The 15,711-nt window shown below is 57.6% G+C and carries 16 protein-coding genes; 7 read left to right on the plus strand and 9 right to left on the minus strand.

Features of this window, described 5'->3' with window-relative positions; all coding sequences use genetic code 11:
• Positions 1-2: 2 nt before the first annotated feature.
• Together def (ACR0DG_RS16400) and def (ACR0DG_RS16405) are read right to left on the minus strand one after the other, a co-directional pair.
• Positions 3-497 (minus strand): peptide deformylase, encoded by a 495-nt coding sequence (def, locus tag ACR0DG_RS16400; protein ID WP_480698598.1) that lies wholly within the window; start codon positions 495-497, stop codon positions 3-5.
• Positions 494-1,012 carry a peptide deformylase gene (gene def / locus ACR0DG_RS16405; RefSeq protein WP_480698600.1) on the minus strand — a complete coding sequence of 173 codons (519 nt, stop codon included), beginning with the start codon at positions 1,010-1,012 and terminating at the stop codon, positions 494-496. The genes def (ACR0DG_RS16400) and def (ACR0DG_RS16405) overlap by 4 nt, the downstream gene beginning before the upstream one ends.
• Positions 1,013-1,105: 93 nt before the next feature.
• Between def (ACR0DG_RS16405) and ACR0DG_RS16410 the strand changes: the two genes are divergently transcribed.
• Positions 1,106-2,278 carry a MalY/PatB family protein gene (locus ACR0DG_RS16410; protein ID WP_480698602.1) on the plus strand — a complete coding sequence of 391 codons (1,173 nt, stop codon included), beginning with the start codon at positions 1,106-1,108 and terminating at the stop codon, positions 2,276-2,278.
• 35 nt (positions 2,279-2,313) lie between these two features.
• On the opposite strand, the gene ACR0DG_RS16415 is transcribed toward ACR0DG_RS16410, so the two are convergent.
• A complete protein-coding gene (locus ACR0DG_RS16415) occupies positions 2,314-2,667 on the minus strand; it encodes a hypothetical protein (protein WP_480698604.1) in 354 nt (117 codons plus the stop codon).
• A 212-nt stretch (positions 2,668-2,879) separates the two neighbouring features.
• Between ACR0DG_RS16415 and ACR0DG_RS16420 the strand changes: the two genes are divergently transcribed.
• Positions 2,880-3,869, plus strand: a complete 990-nt coding sequence (locus tag ACR0DG_RS16420) for a glutathione S-transferase family protein (protein WP_480698606.1) — start codon at positions 2,880-2,882, stop codon at positions 3,867-3,869.
• Here ACR0DG_RS16420 and ACR0DG_RS16425 read toward each other — a convergent pair.
• Complete coding sequence (locus ACR0DG_RS16425) at positions 3,851-4,213, minus strand: response regulator transcription factor (protein WP_480698608.1); 363 nt, start codon at positions 4,211-4,213, stop codon at positions 3,851-3,853. The two genes, ACR0DG_RS16420 and ACR0DG_RS16425, sit on opposite strands and share 19 nt — an antisense overlap.
• Before the next feature lie 182 nt (positions 4,214-4,395).
• Between ACR0DG_RS16425 and ACR0DG_RS16430 the strand changes: the two genes are divergently transcribed.
• Genes ACR0DG_RS16430 through ACR0DG_RS16440 form a run of 3 tightly spaced genes read left to right on the plus strand, consistent with a single transcriptional unit; the run spans position 4,396 to position 7,453 of the window.
• Positions 4,396-5,361, plus strand: coding sequence for a threonine-phosphate decarboxylase (locus ACR0DG_RS16430; protein ID WP_480698610.1), 966 nt, complete (start codon positions 4,396-4,398; stop codon positions 5,359-5,361).
• A complete protein-coding gene (gene cbiB, locus ACR0DG_RS16435) occupies positions 5,358-6,278 on the plus strand; it encodes an adenosylcobinamide-phosphate synthase CbiB (protein WP_480698612.1) in 921 nt (306 codons plus the stop codon). The genes ACR0DG_RS16430 and cbiB overlap by 4 nt, the downstream gene beginning before the upstream one ends.
• Before the next feature lie 11 nt (positions 6,279-6,289).
• Positions 6,290-7,453 (plus strand): lytic murein transglycosylase, encoded by a 1,164-nt coding sequence (locus ACR0DG_RS16440; protein ID WP_480698614.1) that lies wholly within the window; start codon positions 6,290-6,292, stop codon positions 7,451-7,453.
• A 6-nt stretch (positions 7,454-7,459) separates the two neighbouring features.
• On the opposite strand, the gene ACR0DG_RS16445 is transcribed toward ACR0DG_RS16440, so the two are convergent.
• From ACR0DG_RS16445 to ACR0DG_RS16465, 5 genes are all read right to left on the minus strand, one after another.
• Positions 7,460-8,575, minus strand: coding sequence for an aminotransferase (locus ACR0DG_RS16445; RefSeq protein WP_480698616.1), 1,116 nt, complete (start codon positions 8,573-8,575; stop codon positions 7,460-7,462).
• Positions 8,576-8,659: 84 nt separating this feature from the next.
• Complete coding sequence (locus tag ACR0DG_RS16450; protein WP_480698618.1) at positions 8,660-9,010, minus strand: hypothetical protein; 351 nt, start codon at positions 9,008-9,010, stop codon at positions 8,660-8,662.
• Positions 9,011-9,064: 54 nt separating this feature from the next.
• Positions 9,065-12,520, minus strand: coding sequence for a chromosome segregation SMC family protein (locus tag ACR0DG_RS16455; protein WP_480698620.1), 3,456 nt, complete (start codon positions 12,518-12,520; stop codon positions 9,065-9,067).
• A 139-nt stretch (positions 12,521-12,659) separates the two neighbouring features.
• Positions 12,660-13,067, minus strand: coding sequence for a hypothetical protein (locus ACR0DG_RS16460; protein ID WP_480698622.1), 408 nt, complete (start codon positions 13,065-13,067; stop codon positions 12,660-12,662).
• 45 nt (positions 13,068-13,112) lie between these two features.
• Positions 13,113-14,312, minus strand: a complete 1,200-nt coding sequence (locus ACR0DG_RS16465; protein ID WP_480698624.1) for an aminotransferase-like domain-containing protein — start codon at positions 14,310-14,312, stop codon at positions 13,113-13,115.
• 146 nt (positions 14,313-14,458) lie between these two features.
• Between ACR0DG_RS16465 and ACR0DG_RS16470 the strand changes: the two genes are divergently transcribed.
• Both ACR0DG_RS16470 and ACR0DG_RS16475 read left to right on the plus strand, forming a co-directional pair.
• The gene (locus ACR0DG_RS16470) at positions 14,459-15,223 is read left to right on the plus strand and encodes an FCD domain-containing protein (protein ID WP_480698626.1); all 765 of its coding nucleotides are present in this window, start codon (positions 14,459-14,461) and stop codon (positions 15,221-15,223) included.
• A 5-nt stretch (positions 15,224-15,228) separates the two neighbouring features.
• A complete protein-coding gene (locus tag ACR0DG_RS16475; RefSeq protein WP_480698628.1) occupies positions 15,229-15,711 on the plus strand; it encodes a metal-dependent hydrolase in 483 nt (160 codons plus the stop codon).

The raw sequence follows: 15,711 nt of genomic DNA on the forward strand, positions 1-15,711 counted from the left end.
TTTCAGCCCTGCTTTTTCGCTTTTCGCAGCAACATGTCCCGCTTCACTTTGCTGAGGCGGTCAAAGTACATCCTGCCATTCAAATGGTCGATTTGATGCTGAACACTCGTCGCCTCAATGCCAACAAAGTCTCGGCGATCGATGAAACCCTTGTCGTTCAGAAACTTGACCGTCACTGCGCGCGGGCGCTTTATCTTGGCGGACACGCCGGGCAAGTTCGGGCTGGCCTCATCATGTTCGCGCAGCTCAACCGAACTGTGCAGGATTTCCGGGTTCGCCAGTCGCGTGGCCCGGCCGCGTTCCGCCGACCCGTCAACGACGGCCAGTCGCAACATCACACCGATTTGAGGCGCTGCAAGGCCGACCCCCGGCATTGCCTCCATCGTGTCGATCATGTCTTGCCAAATGGCGCGAATGTCATCGGTGATTTCGACCACATCTTCGGCCTTGGTCCGAAGACGTTTGTCGGGCCAGGGCAAACAGGGCCGAACGCTCATGCGCGGGCCTGCTCGCGTTTCAGCTTTTGCATCTTGCGTGTGATCATCTGACGTTTCAGCGGTTTGAGGTAGTCGATGAATAGCTTGCCGTTCAAATGGTCAATCTCATGCTGAACGCATGTCGCCCATAGGCCATCAAACGTTTCCTGGCACGCGTTGCCGTCCTGGTCCATCCAGGTTACGTCCACAACCTTGGGGCGGGTTACGTCCGCATATTGGTCGGGAATCGACAGGCAACCTTCCTCGTACACATTGGTCTCATCCGAAGATGCGATGATCTCGGGGTTGAACATGACCAATGGGCGCGGTTTCTCGCCCTCTTCTTTGACGCAATCCAACACGATCAACCGGTCCAGCACACCAATCTGTGGCGCGGCCAGGCCAATACCGGGCGCATCGTACATGGTCTCCAGCATGTCGTCGGCCAGCTTGCGCAGCTCGTCCGACAGATCCGCCACGGGGGTACAGACCTTTTTCAGGCGGGGATCGGGATGGATCAGAATATTACGTTTCATGAGGTTGATTTATGCCATCGCACGCTTCACCGCAACGCCCCCTTGCACCTGCCGAGATAGAGATTAGCTTTCGACCCGACAGATGGAGAAGACATGACTTTCAACGACCTGATCGACCGCCGGGGAACCAACAGTTCAAAATGGGACAAGATCGAAAGGATCTATGGCATCTCACCCGAGGATGGGTTGGCCATGTGGACCGCCGATTCCGATTACCCGACGGCTCCGTGCGTGGTTGATGCGGTCAAGCGCGCGGCCGATCACGGGGTGTTCGGTTATTCCTGGATGCACCCTGATTATCTGTCATCCGTTCAATGGTGGATGAAAAACCGACATGGCTGGGATATCGACACCGATTGGGTTTTGACCTCGCAAGGGTTGGGCAACGCGATCGCCCTTTGTATCGACGTTTGGACCCAGCATGGCGACGGCGTCGTCATATTCACTCCGGTCTATCATGAGTTCGCGCATAAGGTGAACAAAGCCGGGCGCCGCGTGGTCGAATGCCCGTTGAAACGTGCCGGAGACGGTTACGACCTTGATCTTGAAGACGCGCAGTCTCGGCTGAACGGAACAGAGAAGCTGTTGCTGTGGTGTTCGCCTCAGAACCCGTCGGGACGGGTGTGGTCGGCGGATGAACTACGCGCGGTCGCAGCCTTTGCAGAACGGAACGGGCTGATACTTGTATCGGATGAAATTCACCACGATCTGGTCTATCCCGGCAGCACGTTTGTTCCCATGGACGTTGCCGCCCCGGATGCCCGCCCTTGGACAGTCACCCTGACCGCAGCATCCAAGACATTTAACATCGCCGGTCAGCGGACCGGAAACATCATCATCCCAGACGCTAAACTGCGCGCCGAGATGCGCCACCGGATTCAAACGCTTGACTATGACCCAAGCGCTTTGGGCGTAGCCATGATCACCGCCGCTTATACACCCGAGGGTGCGGCCTGGGCTGATCAGCAAGTCGCGCATTTGGCCGAAAACTGTCGCGTGTTTGATGCCGCTATCGCAGAGATACCCGGCCTTTGGTCAATGCCCCTTAAGGCGACGTATCTAGCATGGGTCGATTTTTCTGGCACAGGCATGGACCATGCCGAGTTCATCCGACGTCTGCGCGAGGATGCAAAGATCGCCACGTCTCCGGGTCCCGGTTTCGGCGCGGGAGGTGAGACGTTCGAGCGTTTCAATCTGGCCACGCAACGAGGTCGCGTCGAAGAAGCCTGCGAACGCTTGAAACGCGCTTTTTCAGATCTGCAGTAAACAATCACCCAGCGGTCAACCCGTTGGGTTTTGCTTTAGTCTTCTTTGCCCAACAGCGCGATAGGCGCGTCCGGCGCACGATAGAAATCCAGCGGTGCTCTGTCGGCGGCGGCCGTGCTGCGCTTGAATTCGTAGCGCATTTCACCCGCTTCATCCTGATCTGCAATGATCAGGCATTGGTACAAATGGTTGGCACCATCGTAGATATCGACCAGACCGCGCAGACGCGGCGTAGTTTCGGCCTCAACCGTAAAACCGTCTTTCCACAATCTTAAAATCTTAAACGTATTGTCGCCGTATTCGACACGAAGGCGGCTGGTTTTCTTCAGACCCGCGATTCGCGCCGCATCTAATTCGGCGCTTACTTCCTTTGAAACATAAGTAGACATAACAAATTTCCCCCGCAGCGGACTCCATTTTGAAGGACTGAATGTAAAAATCCAGTAAAACGAAGTGCATGAGAGCCGTAATTCACGACCTGTTGCACTGAGATACCCGGCCAACCTGTGCGCAGACGCAGGTCACATGCGCGTTGCAACGCATAGGAACTGGCGCATGTGCCACCTATGTTTTCCCAAACCGGAATTCGGAGGAAATCAGCATGGGCTTGTTGGTCGACGGCAAATGGCACGACACATGGTATGATACGAAATCCAGCGGCGGCGCGTTCAAACGCAGCGCTGCGCAGTTCCGCAACTGGTTGACCGCGGATGGCAACCCCGGCCCGTCCGGCAAGGGCGGCTTTAAAGCCGAACCAGATCGCTACCATCTGTATGTCAGTCACGCCTGCCCATGGGCCCATCGCACATTGATTTTTCGCGAGTTGAAAGGGTTGAACGACCTGATCTCGGTTTCGGTCGTGCACCCGGATATGCTGGACCAAGGCTGGACTTTTGAAACCGACGACAAAGGGGCAACGGGCGACGACCTCTACGGACTAACCTACGCCCATCAGATCTATACCAAAGCTGATCCGGCCTATTCCGGTCGTGTGACTGTGCCTATCCTTTGGGACAAGCAGCAAGAAACGATCGTGTCGAATGAGAGTTCGGAAATCATTCGGATGTTCAATTCGGCTTTCGACGGGATCACCGGAAACACGGACGAGTATTGGCCCGAGGCGATGCGAGAGCAGATCGAAGAGGTCAACGCTCGTATCTATTCCGACGTGAATAATGGTGTTTACAAGTCCGGTTTCGCAACAAGCCAGGCTGCCTATGACGCGGCAGTTAACCCGTTATTCGATACACTCGACTGGCTTGAAGAGCGCCTGTCGCAAAACCGCTATCTTATGGGTCATCGCGTCACCGAAGCCGACTGGCGGTTGTTTACCACGCTGATCCGGTTCGATCCGGTGTACCACCTGCATTTCAAATGCAACCGGCACCGCCTGATCGACTATCCCAACCTTTGGGCCTACACGCGTGAGCTGTACCAATGGCCGGGCGTTGCGGCGACGGTCAACTTGGACCATATCGTCCGCCACTACCATTACAGCCACGAGAGCATTAATCCCCATCGGATCATCCCGACTAACCCCCTGCTGGACTACACAGAGCCGCACGGCCGCGGTCAGCGTCCCGCAGCATAATGCTCAACCAACGCCGCCAGATCTTCGGGCGGCGTTGCGCTTTGAACATAGGCACAGGCGTTTGCACTATGAGCAAAGATTGAACCATCCGAAAAAAATGTGGTGTTGGTCACAAAGATCACCCGCGCCTCGGGGCGGCGATAGCTGGCAAAATCAGCAACAGCCAGGGCGCTGCCGGTTTCCAACACAAGATCCAGAACGATTATGTCGAACTCGGCCCCATAAAGCGCCAGTATCGCGGCTTCTTGCCCGCTGACCAAAGTGACTTCAGCCCCCTGCCGTTCAAGGTGCCGCGTCCAGACCCGACCTAAGTCGGGGTTACTCTCAACAATCAAAACATTCATAAGTGACAACCTCGGCACGTTTTGTGGTGAGCGGTGCCGATCCCTAAGGTTTGTGATCACGCGATTTCGTTAACAAAGTGTTAACGCGATTTGCCGGTTCGGTGAGCCATGCGGATTCGCTTGTCAAAATGGCAGAAATCCGCTTGAAACAAGCTCAAACACGCGATTCCGGCAGATACCCGATGACAAGCTCTGACAAAAACTTGAACCCGCGCGCCGCTCGGGACCACGGCGGCGGGCTGGACGGGGCTGTTTCCACCTATGGGGGAACGCGGGCCGACTGGATCGATTTGTCGACAGGAATCAACCCCGATCCCTACGCGGTCAGCGGTCTGACATCCGAAGACTGGACCGCCCTACCCGACCACGGGGCGTTCGAGCGCCTGACAGATGCTGCGCGCAGTTTCTGGTCGGTGCCAGACAGCGCCATGATCCTGCCTGCACCGGGGGCTTCGGCGGTCATCGCGCGCATCCCTGCATTGGCACCTGCAGGTCGCGTGCAGATCACCATGCCCACCTATAACGAACACGCTGCCGCCTTTAGCGCGCAAGGTTGGAGTGTTCAGGCCGAAGGTCCGACCGAAGCACGGGTGATCGTAAACCCAAACAATCCGGATGGTCGCTATTGGTCAGAAGCAGACGCCAATGCGCCGCTGACCATTATCGACGAGAGTTTTTGCGACGTTGATCCCGCGGCCTCTTTGATACATCTGAGCGAACGCTCAGGCGTTGTAGTGTTAAAGAGCTTCGGGAAATTCTGGGGCCTCGCCGGGCTTCGGCTGGGGTTTGCAATTGGTGATCCAAACCTGATCTCTCGCCTGAACGATCTGACCGGGCCATGGGCTGTGTCCGGCCCCGCCTTGCGTGTCGGCGAACAGGCCTTGCGCGATGTGGCATGGGCAAAGGCAACGCGTCAAAAACTGGAGGCAGATGCCAAAAGGCTGGATCACCTGATGACAACCAAAGGTGCCAATCTGGTCGGTGGCACCCCTTTATTCCGCCTTTACAATGTTGACGACGCGGCGGCGTGGCAAGCACGGCTGGCCCGAGCCCATATCTGGAGCCGCATCTTTCCCTACTCGAAAACCTTCCTTCGCCTTGGGCTGCCACCAGCAGACGCTTGGGACAAGTTGGAGGCTGCACTTTGAGCACCTCCTTTCTTTTGGTCTGCGCCATGTGCCTGGACGCTGCTCTGGGCGAGCCCAAGTGGCTTTGGTCCCGGTTGCCCCACCCGGCCGTGTTGATCGGAACCGGGATTGGTTGGTTGGATAAGCGCCTGAACAACGGCACAAACAAACGTCTCAAAGGTGTTGCGGTCGTTGCCATTCTGGTCTTGGGCGCATTGATACTGGGGTTAGTGCTGGCACAGTTCGGCTCCTTGGTTGAGATTGTCGTATGTGCCATCTTGCTCGCGCAGAAGTCGCTCGTGACACATGTCCGCGATGTTGGTATTGGCCTGCGCAGCTCTTTGGCCGAAGGCCGGGCCAAAGTGGCAATGATCGTTTCCCGTGACACGCGTGACATGACCGAAGCACAAGTTGCGCGGTCCGCCATCGAAAGTGCTGCAGAAAACCTCAGCGACGGGGTCATTGCGCCCGCCTTCTGGTTCTTGGTGGGTGGGCTGCCCGGCCTGTTGATCTACAAGGCGGTGAACACTGCGGACAGCATGATCGGGTACCGGACGCTGCAATATCGCGAATTTGGATGGGCATCCGCCAGGTTTGACGACCTGTTGAACCTCATCCCTGCCCGCCTGACATGCGTGATGATCGTTGCGCTGACGGGGCAGCGGGATCAGTGGTCTGATATTGTGGAAGATGCGTCCCGCCATATCTCGCCCAACGCCGGTTGGCCCGAAGCTGCGATGGCACGCGCGCTGAATGTCGCCCTGGCCGGGCCACGCAGCTATGATGGTCAGTTGCGCGATCTGGCTTGGGTCAATGGCAGGTCTCCGCGCGATATCGGTGCACCGGAGGTTTTCCGCGCATGCAACATGCTCTGGCGGGTTTGGGGGCTTGCACTTGGCCTCGTGTCGATGTGGTTTAGTCTGGGTTTCATTCTCTGACGGATCATCTGATGCGCATTCTCTATAGCCTTGCTGCCGCAACTCTGTTCGCCACGTCTGCCTTCGCCCAATGTGGCGGCAACTTTGGTAGCTTCGTGAATGGCCTGAAAGCCGAGGCCATTCAGAAAGGGTACAGCAAAGCCACCGTCGACGCCTTTTTCAATGGCGTTCAGCAAGACGGCGCGGTTCTCAAAGCAGATCGCGCGCAGGGCGTTTTTCAAAGACCGTTCATCGATTTTTCCCGCCGCCTGATTTCAGCCAACCGGATCGAACGCGGACAAGCTATGTCACGCAAATACGATGCTGTTTTCAACCGGATCGAGCGGGAATACGGCGTTTCGCGCGGTGTCTTACTGGCGTTTTGGGCATTCGAGACGGACTACGGCGCAGTGCAGGGCGATTTCAACACACGAAACGCCTTGGTAACGCTCGCCCATGATTGCCGCCGACCCGACCTGTTCCGCCCTCAGATTTTCGCAGCTATTGAACTGTATCAAAGGGGGAACTTTGATCCTTCCCGCACTACCGGAGCATGGGCGGGTGAGATCGGGATGGTGCAGATGCTGCCGCAAGATATTCTTGAAAACGGTGTGGACGGCGACGGCGATGGTACTGTTTCGCTAAAGACATCGGCCCCAGACGCGCTGGTATCCGGTGCCAAGATGCTGTCGCATCTGGGTTGGCAACCGGGCCAGCCGTGGCTGCAAGAGGTCACGGTTCCGCCCCAGATGGATTGGTCCCTGTCCGGCCCGGGAAAGCCGCGCCCGATCGCAGAGTGGCAGTCAATGGGTATTCGTGCCCGCAGCGGCGCGCTGACCGATCTGCCCGCCTCATTGATTCTGCCGCAGGGGCAGAAGGGGCCCGCATTTCTGGCCTACCCCAACTTTGACGTCTACTTCGAATGGAACCAAAGTTTTGTCTACGTCCTGACGGCCGCCTATTTCGGCACTCGTCTGGAAGGCGCGCAGATTTATGACGCAGGCAGCACACCACAAGGCCTGTCGGGCGCTCAGATGAAACAGTTGCAAACCAAATTGCAGGCACGCGGGCACGACGTCGGCAAGATCGACGGTATTTTGGGGGCCGGAACCCGTGCAGCAGTTCAGGCCGAGCAATTGCGCCTGGGCCTACCCGCCGACGCGTGGCCGACAACCGATCTGCTGAATCGCTTGTAAAAGCTATTACCGCGCCAGGAATTCTGACACGCGCGCAAGACCTTCGCGCAAAATCTGCGGGTTGTTGGCATACCCAATCCGCAAATAACCTTCCATGTTCAATGCGGAACCCGGCGTGAACATCACGCCGGTTTTTTCCAACAAAGCCACACAAAGCTCGCGTGATGGCATCGGAAGATCATACTTGAGCAAAGCGGTCGTACCGGACTTTGGCCGCACCCAGGTAATCTTGGGCTCTTGCGCCACCCATTTGGCCAGAATGTCGAGATTTCCGCGCGTTATATCTTGGCTACGGGCAAGGACTGCGTCTTTATTTTCCAACGCCAGTGCCGCAAAATGATCATCGATCAGGCCGACCGAGATCGTGTCATAGTCGCGGTGAATGGCAATCTCTTCGATCAGGGTTTCAGGCGCGACCACCCAACCTAACCGCAGACCGGCCAAAGAAAAGGCTTTGGACATTCCTGCCGTACTGATCCCCTTTTCATAGATTTCGGCGATCGAGGCGGTTATCCCGTTACCCTCCTGATCCGTGCCGCGATAGACCTCGTCACATAGAACCCAGACATCGTTCTGACGCGCGATCTCGGCAATTTGTTCCAACATCTCGCGCGGGATCAGCGCGCCCGTTGGGTTATTGGGGTTGTTCAGCGCAATCAGACGTGTGTCGGGCGTCACCATGGCGCGAAGCGCGTCGAGATCCGGTAGCCAACCATCCTCTTCACGCAGCATCAATTGCTCTACGCGAGCTCCAATGCTGGTCGGGATCGAATAATGCTGCTGATAAGTAGGTACGACAGCGACGACATGGTCACCACGGCTCACAAGGGTTTTGTGCACCAGCATATTTGCACCGATGGTGCCATGCGTCACGATGATGTTGGTTGGGTTTTGTCCCGGATACAGCGTTGCAATAGCGTGACGCAGACGGTCCGATCCCTCAATCGCACCATAGGTCATCTTCATCGGCAGCAACTCGGACAGATCGGTGTCGTTCCTACCGGCCAGCCGCAGAAGCTGTTCGATCGTCAGGCTTTCAACGCATGTCTCGGCAAGGTTCCAGTCGCAGCGGGTTTCCCACTCGTTCATCCAAAGCTCGACGCCGAACGGTTCAATCTGCATGGCTGGCTACCTGTCTGTCAAAATCCAGACGGTGATAGCTTGGAACCCCTCATGTATCCAGCACGTAAATTGCGATGCGGCCCGTCACTCCGCCCGAACTGGATAACGGTCCCCGTTTTCGTCAATCAGGATCAAACGCTCGCCGCTGCGAACGTACAGATCACAACGGCTGAACCCATTTCGATAGGCAATGCAGATGCTGCCATCCTCGGCGATGGAATAGGTACCAAACGCAGATTCACCGCTGGCATAGGTGTATGAATATGCCCCACCTGCGGAAAACTTGGATTGGCCGTCATCAAAAAAGGTGAGCGTTCGACCCGCCAGAGCTTCCAGCTCGGCGTGAGTCAGGGGAACATCACCGGGTTTAACAGGCCAGTCAGCCGCCGCAACAGGGCCAGCAGCCAAAAGACCAAGGATCAAAAAGCGCGTCATTTAGGCAGTCTAGCCGGAACTTACCTGCAACGGGCATAACGTTGCGGTGATGGATCACGCGACCATCTGCTCGGCCTTCTTCAGATCGACCGAGACCAGCTGACTGACACCCTGTTCCTGCATCGTTACGCCAAACAGACGATCCATACGTGCCATCGTCACCGCGTGGTGCGTGATGATCAGGAAACGCGTGTCGGTCTGGCGGCACATCTCGTCCAACAGGTCGCAGAAGCGCGTCACGTTTGCGTCGTCCAGCGGAGCGTCGACCTCGTCCAGCACGCAGATCGGGGCCGGATTGGCGAGGAAGACGCCAAAGATCAGCGCGGTTGCGGTCAGGGTCTGCTCGCCGCCCGACAACAGGCTTAGGGTCGAGAGCTTCTTGCCCGGCGGCTGACACATGATTTCAAGCCCGGCATCCAGTGGGTCATCGCTTTCGACCATGACCAGATTGGCCTCACCCCCGCCGAACAGGTGCTTGAACAGCATCGCAAAGTTCGAGTTCACCTGCTCGAACGCGGTCAACAAACGTTCACGCCCTTCGCGGTTGAGGCTGGCGATACCACTTCGCAGGGCCTTGATCGCCTCTTCCAGATCGGCCTTTTCGCCGTTCAGCGTGTCGAACTCATCCTGAACTTCCTTGGCATCCTCTTCGGCCCGCAGGTTCACAGCACCCATGGCGTCGCGCTGACGCTTGTGTCGGTTGACCTCTGCTTCCAAAGCATCCGCTGCAGGCATCTGGTCGGGATTAACGTCCAGTTGATTGAGCAGTTGGTTCGGTGTCAGTTGCTGATCTTCAGCAATCCGTTCGGCTGCCGCGGCAACGCTTTCCTTTGCGGCATCGCAACGTGCCTCAGCCGCTGCGCGTGTCTCGCGCGCCTCTGAGGCCAAACGTTCCGCATCCCGTTCGGCAATGACAGTCTCGCGCTGATGAGTTTCCGCAGCGGCCAGTTTATCCGCAGCATCTGCGCGGCGCGCCTCGGCGGTTTCGATCAGCTCGTTCAGTTCTTCACGCGCTTCGGCAATTTCGCTGGGGGCGGCCATTGCCTCGGTTAGCTCTTCTTCCGAACTTTCCTTACGCTCAGCCAGTTCCGAGATGCGTTTTTCGGCTGTTTCAAGCCGGTGTTTCCAGCCGCTCAGGTCTTTCGTCACCTCTTGGGACCGCCGTGTTCGGGCTTCGCCCTCGCGACGCAATTCGTCATGCGTTGAGCGGTGCGTCAGCATGGTAATGCGGGCGGCTTCTACTGTTTGCTTGATATCCTCGACCTGGGCCCTGGCATTGTCCAAATCACCCAAACCCGCCAAGGCACCCTCGGCCTCGCGCAACTGCGCACGGGCGGACATCGCGTCCTCTTTGTGGCGGTCTACTGCCAGAGTCAGAGTCTCCAGCTTGCCTTGCGCCAAGTTGCGATCTGCCTCTGCCCGGCTCAGGTGGCGCGCCGTTTCGGCCATTCGCTGATCGGCAGCGCGTCGCGCTTCGCGGGCGCGGCGATCCGCTTCGGTCACATCGGCCAGTTGCTGCGAAAGCGCCTCATGCGCTGCACGAGCTCCGTCTGCTTGCGCTTCGGTCCGCGTCAGTTCCTGCTTCAGCGCTTCCAGCTTGTTTAGCTGCTCTAACCGCAAAGCCGCAGCACTAGGCGCATCCTCGGCCCAGGCACGAAAACCGTCCCAACGCCAGAGGTCCCCAGCAAGCGAAACCAATCGCTGACCCGGCTTGAGAGACGCTTGCAGACGCGCACCTTGCTCGGCATCGACCAAACCGATCTGCGCTATCCTGCGGCTCAGGCGATCTGGTCCGGAAACATGCAGGGCCAGCGGCTCAGCCCCCTCGGGCAATGGCTGATCCGCATCATATCCAGCGACTTGCACCCAGCCCGACGGCCCGTCCCCGTCAACCAGCGGTGCACGCAGATCGTCTGCCAATGCGGCACCCAGCGCTTTTTCATAGCCAGAGGCCACGCGCAGCATATCCAGCACCTGACCGCCTTCGGCTGTGTCCCGTTCGACCAGCTTTGCCAAAGCCGACGTTTCAGCCCTTATCGCACCCAGTTCACCTTCGGCCTCTGACCGTTGCGCACGCGCCTCGGCTTCGCGGGCCTGCGTTTCTGTGCGCAGTTCGTCAGCCGTAGCCAGTGCTTCTTCGGCGGCTTCTGCAGCTTCGCGTGCCTCGACTTCGCCTTCTTGCGCGGCTTCAAAGGCTTCCGCGGCGTCGTTTACCGCACCCCGCGCCTCGTCTACCGCAACGCGCGCCTTTTCTTCCTCGGCCTCTGACCGCGCCAGCGTTTTTCGGCTGTCTTCCACAAGCCGCTGTGCCGACTGGTGCCGCGCGACAAGGCGAGCCATATCTTCGGTCTCTTGTGACAGACGATCTTCGCGATCCTGCAGGACCGAGGCCGCCTCACGCGCGATCTCGGCGGCCTCGGCCACCTTGTCGTCGTGACCCTCGGCTGCTTTTGCCAGTTCACGCGCTTCCCACTCCAAACGTTCGATCATTTGGCCCGCATCACGATTGAGGCCGGTCTCACGTTCGATATCGTGGCCAAGTTGTTGAATGCGGTTGGTCAGGGTCTCAATCGTCTGGCGGGCGCGGGCCTCCTGATCGGCAAGCTGGTCACGCTGCACATGGTGCCGCTGTAGAACGGCTGCGGCGATCGCCTCTTCCTCGCGCAATGGCGGCAACATTTCTTCGACTTCCGCGCGTTTGGCGGCGGCGGCACGCGCTTCGGCCTCAGCCCGGGATGCCTCGGTAATCCGCTCGCGCAGCTTGTCTTCTGCCTGTTGGCGGGCGATGTCCGCTTCTTTCCAGCGGCGGTACAGCAACATGCCCTCAGCCTGCCGCAACTGCTCGCCGATTTCGCGGTATCGCGCGGCCTGACGGGCCTGCCGCGCAAGCTGCGCCAACTGAGTTCCAAGCTGCTCAAGAACGTCGTCCACGCGGGTCAGGTTGGATTCGGTTCCTTTCAGCTTTAACTCGGCTTCGTGTCGGCGCTGATAAAGGCCCGAAATACCCGCTGCCTCTTCCAGAATACGACGGCGGGCGCGCGGTTTGGCATTGATCAATTCCGCAATACGGTTCTGCCCGACCAACGCCGGGGAATGCGCGCCTGTCGAGGCGTCCGCAAACAGCATTTGAACGTCGCGGGCACGCACATCCTTACCGTTGGTCTTATACGCGCTCCCGACATCCCGCGTAATACGGCGGATGATCTCTAGCTGATCATTGTCATTGAAACCTGACGGGGCCAGACGTTCCGAATTGTCCATCGTCAGGACAACCTCGGCAAAATTGCGCGCCGGACGTGTGGCCGCCCCCGCAAAAATCACGTCTTCCATCGCGCCGCCGCGCATGGATTTCGGGCGGTTCTCACCCATCACCCAACGCAGCGCTTCCAGAAGGTTTGACTTGCCGCAACCGTTGGGACCCACAACTCCGGTCAGTCCGTCCGCGATAATCAGATCGGTCGGATCGACAAAGCTTTTGAAGCCGGTAAGTTTGAGTTTGCTAAAGCGCAAAGGCAATAAGTCCCGTGATTCCTATATCACGAAGTCTGCGCAACGGATTGGTCCCGAGTCAACGGAGTTGCGCAGGATATGGGATATTGGGCGAACTTATCCACAACATCTTGCCAAAATACGCGGAAATACGCGTAGGTCAGAAGGGCGTACACTCAAAGACCTGATAGCCATAATCGTCGCCACTACGGTCGAAAAGGCCCGTATCTATACATTCGTAGTTCGGTCGGGTGATGACCGTCAGCAGCAGACGTTCGCCAGCACTGCGGTCACAGCCCAACACGCCAACTGTCACGGCAGCATCTCCCAGAACATCTAGAATCGGGCAACCTGAAACTTGCGCCATCGCCAAAGCTGCCCGGTCACGGATTGGCCCAAGACGTGGAGCGTATTGGGTGTTAATGCGCACGGCCTCTGCCAGATCACCGCGTATCCGCACGTCGAAAACACTGCCATTCACCGCCACGCGGGTCGCAGGTACCTCGCGAAAATGAGGCGTTCCGGCCGAGCAAGCAGCCAACAGCAGCAAAGACAAATACCGGATCATGGCCACAGTATGGGCTAAGAATGGTTAACGGTTTCTTTCTGCTGGTTAGTTGCGAAGAACGTCGCCCAGGCGACGAATACCCTCGCGGATCGTGTCTTCATCCGAGTTCGAAAAACTCAACCGGATTGTATTGGCACCCGAGCCATCCGGAAAAAACGCCCGGCCCGGTACAAAAGCCAGTTTGACCGTTGCCAGAGCCCGGGCCAACAAGTCGGCCCCGTCAACACCCTGCGGCAGAGTCAACCAGATGAACATACCGCCTTCAGGTCTGGTCCACTCGACTCCATCGGGCATGTGTTCCTGCAGCGCGACCAGCATCGCATCCCGACGCGCACCATAGGTTTTGCGGATCATCGGAATATGCGTGTTAAAACAGCTGCGAGCGACGTCGTTGATCGCCATTTGATTGATTGTCGCCGAATGCAGGTCTGCGGCCTGTTTGACCAGAACAAGCTGCGAGATGATCGGCGCGGCTGCCACTACCCATCCGACCCGAAGGCCCGGCGAAAGTGTCTTGGAAAAACTGCCGCAATAAATCGTTCGGCACGCCTCAATCCCACCTTTTCGCGCCTGTTCCAGCGCAAGGACCGGGGGAATAGCATCGCCGTCATAGCGCAAGGCTTGATACGCCCCGTCCTCGATCACCGCGATGTTCAGCTCATCCGCCAAATCCAGCAAGGTCTCGCGCCCGCGCAAATCCACGGTCTCACCAGTCGGATTGGCAAAATCCGGTGAGAGGTAGGCGAACTTGACGCGCCCCTCCTTCGCGGCCTTAGTGTATTCGCGAGCGCCCCGATTTCCATTCAAAATCAGCCGATCAAAACGCGGCTCATATGCGTCAAAGGCGTTGATCGCGCCCAGATATGTGGGCCACCCGACCAACGCAGTGTCGCCAGGCGAAAGAAACAGCTTACCCAGATAGTCCAGCGCCTGCTGTGACCCTGACGTGATCAAAATGTTGTCGACAGTGCAGGCAACGCCAATGTCCCGCATGTGATCAACCAGCCATTCCCGCAGGGGACCGAACCCTTCGCTGACCGAATACTGAAGCGCTTGCGCTTGCCGACCAGCGTCTAATGACGACTGGAATGCCTTTGCAAATGGCTCGGCCGGGAACAACCCAGGATCGGGGATGCCGCCTGCAAACGAAATAATGTCCGGCTGGTCCAACAGCTTTAACAATTCGCGGATTTCAGACGCTTTCATCCGGGATGCACGTGTTGCGAACAGGGCTTGCATTGACATGGGGCTCCTCCACTTCGGCGGCAGCCTAGTGGTTCACAAATTAATGTCAATATTATTGACCTTTTTCATGACTGTATGGCCGCGCATCCTTGAACCGACCCGCAATCCGTGGTCATATGATTTGACCAATTCTGCAAAGTGTCCGTATGCCCTTTCAAAAAATCCAAACCGAAAAACTGTCTATTGCGGTGGTGCGACAGATTGAGCTGCTGATTTTGCGCGGCATTCTGCGCCCCGGAGAACGATTGCCCGCCGAACGCGAATTGGCCGAACGACTGGGGGTTTCGCGCCCCTCATTACGGGAAGCTATATCGGAGTTGCAGGAACAGGGTCTGCTGAGCGCCAAAGCAGGCTCAGGTATCTACGTGGCCGAGGTTTTGGGGTCCGCTTTTTCCCCGGCTTTGATCCGGCTTTTCGGCAGCCACGAAGAGGCTGTATCAGACTACCTCTCCTTCCGTCGCGACATGGAAGGTCTGGCCGCCGAGCGCGCGGCGCGCCTTGGATCGAACAGCGACCTAAAGGTTGTGCAGGCCATTTTCGACAAGATGGAAGCCGCCCATGCCCGCAATGCCACCGACGCCGAAGCCAACCTGGACGCCCAGTTTCACATGGCGATCATCGAGGCCAGCCACAACGTCGTCATGCTTCATATGATGCGGTCGATGTTCGACCTGCTGCGACAAGGGGTTTTCTACAACCGCCAGGTTATGTTCAGCCAACGCACCACCCGATCCGCGATCCTGGATCAGCATCGGGCCATCAACACAGCGCTACAGGCGAGAGACCCCGAAGGCGCCCGCGACGCAGTGCATAAACACCTCAGTTTCGTGGGCCAGTGCATGGAAGATCACCAGAAAGCGATCCGAAACGAAGCCATCGCACAGCAGCGGCTGGACCACGAGACCAACTAGATCAAATGTTCATCGGGCACCTTCCGGGCGCATATCTCTTTTTTCGCGCAACCGCACCAAACATTGGTCGCGCCGCTTTTGCAGCTGCAATGATCGGAGCCGTTATTCCAGATGTGGACATGCTTTGGTTTTATTTCGTGGATCAAGGCGCTCATCATCACCATTCATACCTCACACATCGGCCGGCCATTTGGGTTGGCATAGTCCTGTTGGGCCTGCTGTTAAGGGCTTTTCAAACACATGCGGGGACCGTTCTGGCTTTCTTTGGTGCAGGAGGTCTGGTGCATTTGGCACTGGATAGTGTTGTCGGCAACGTCGCATGGGCTTGGCCGTTTTCGAACTATGCTCGGCCTTTGGTAGAGGTACAGGCCACCCATTCCCATTGGATTTTGTCCTTTTTAAACCATTGGACATTTGCGATTGAAATCTGCCTTGTCCTAGTCGCATCACTTTTGTGGCTGAGGCGTTCAGCCGCTAATAAGCCATGA

Source organism: Ruegeria sp. BG8 (genome assembly GCF_056538325.1).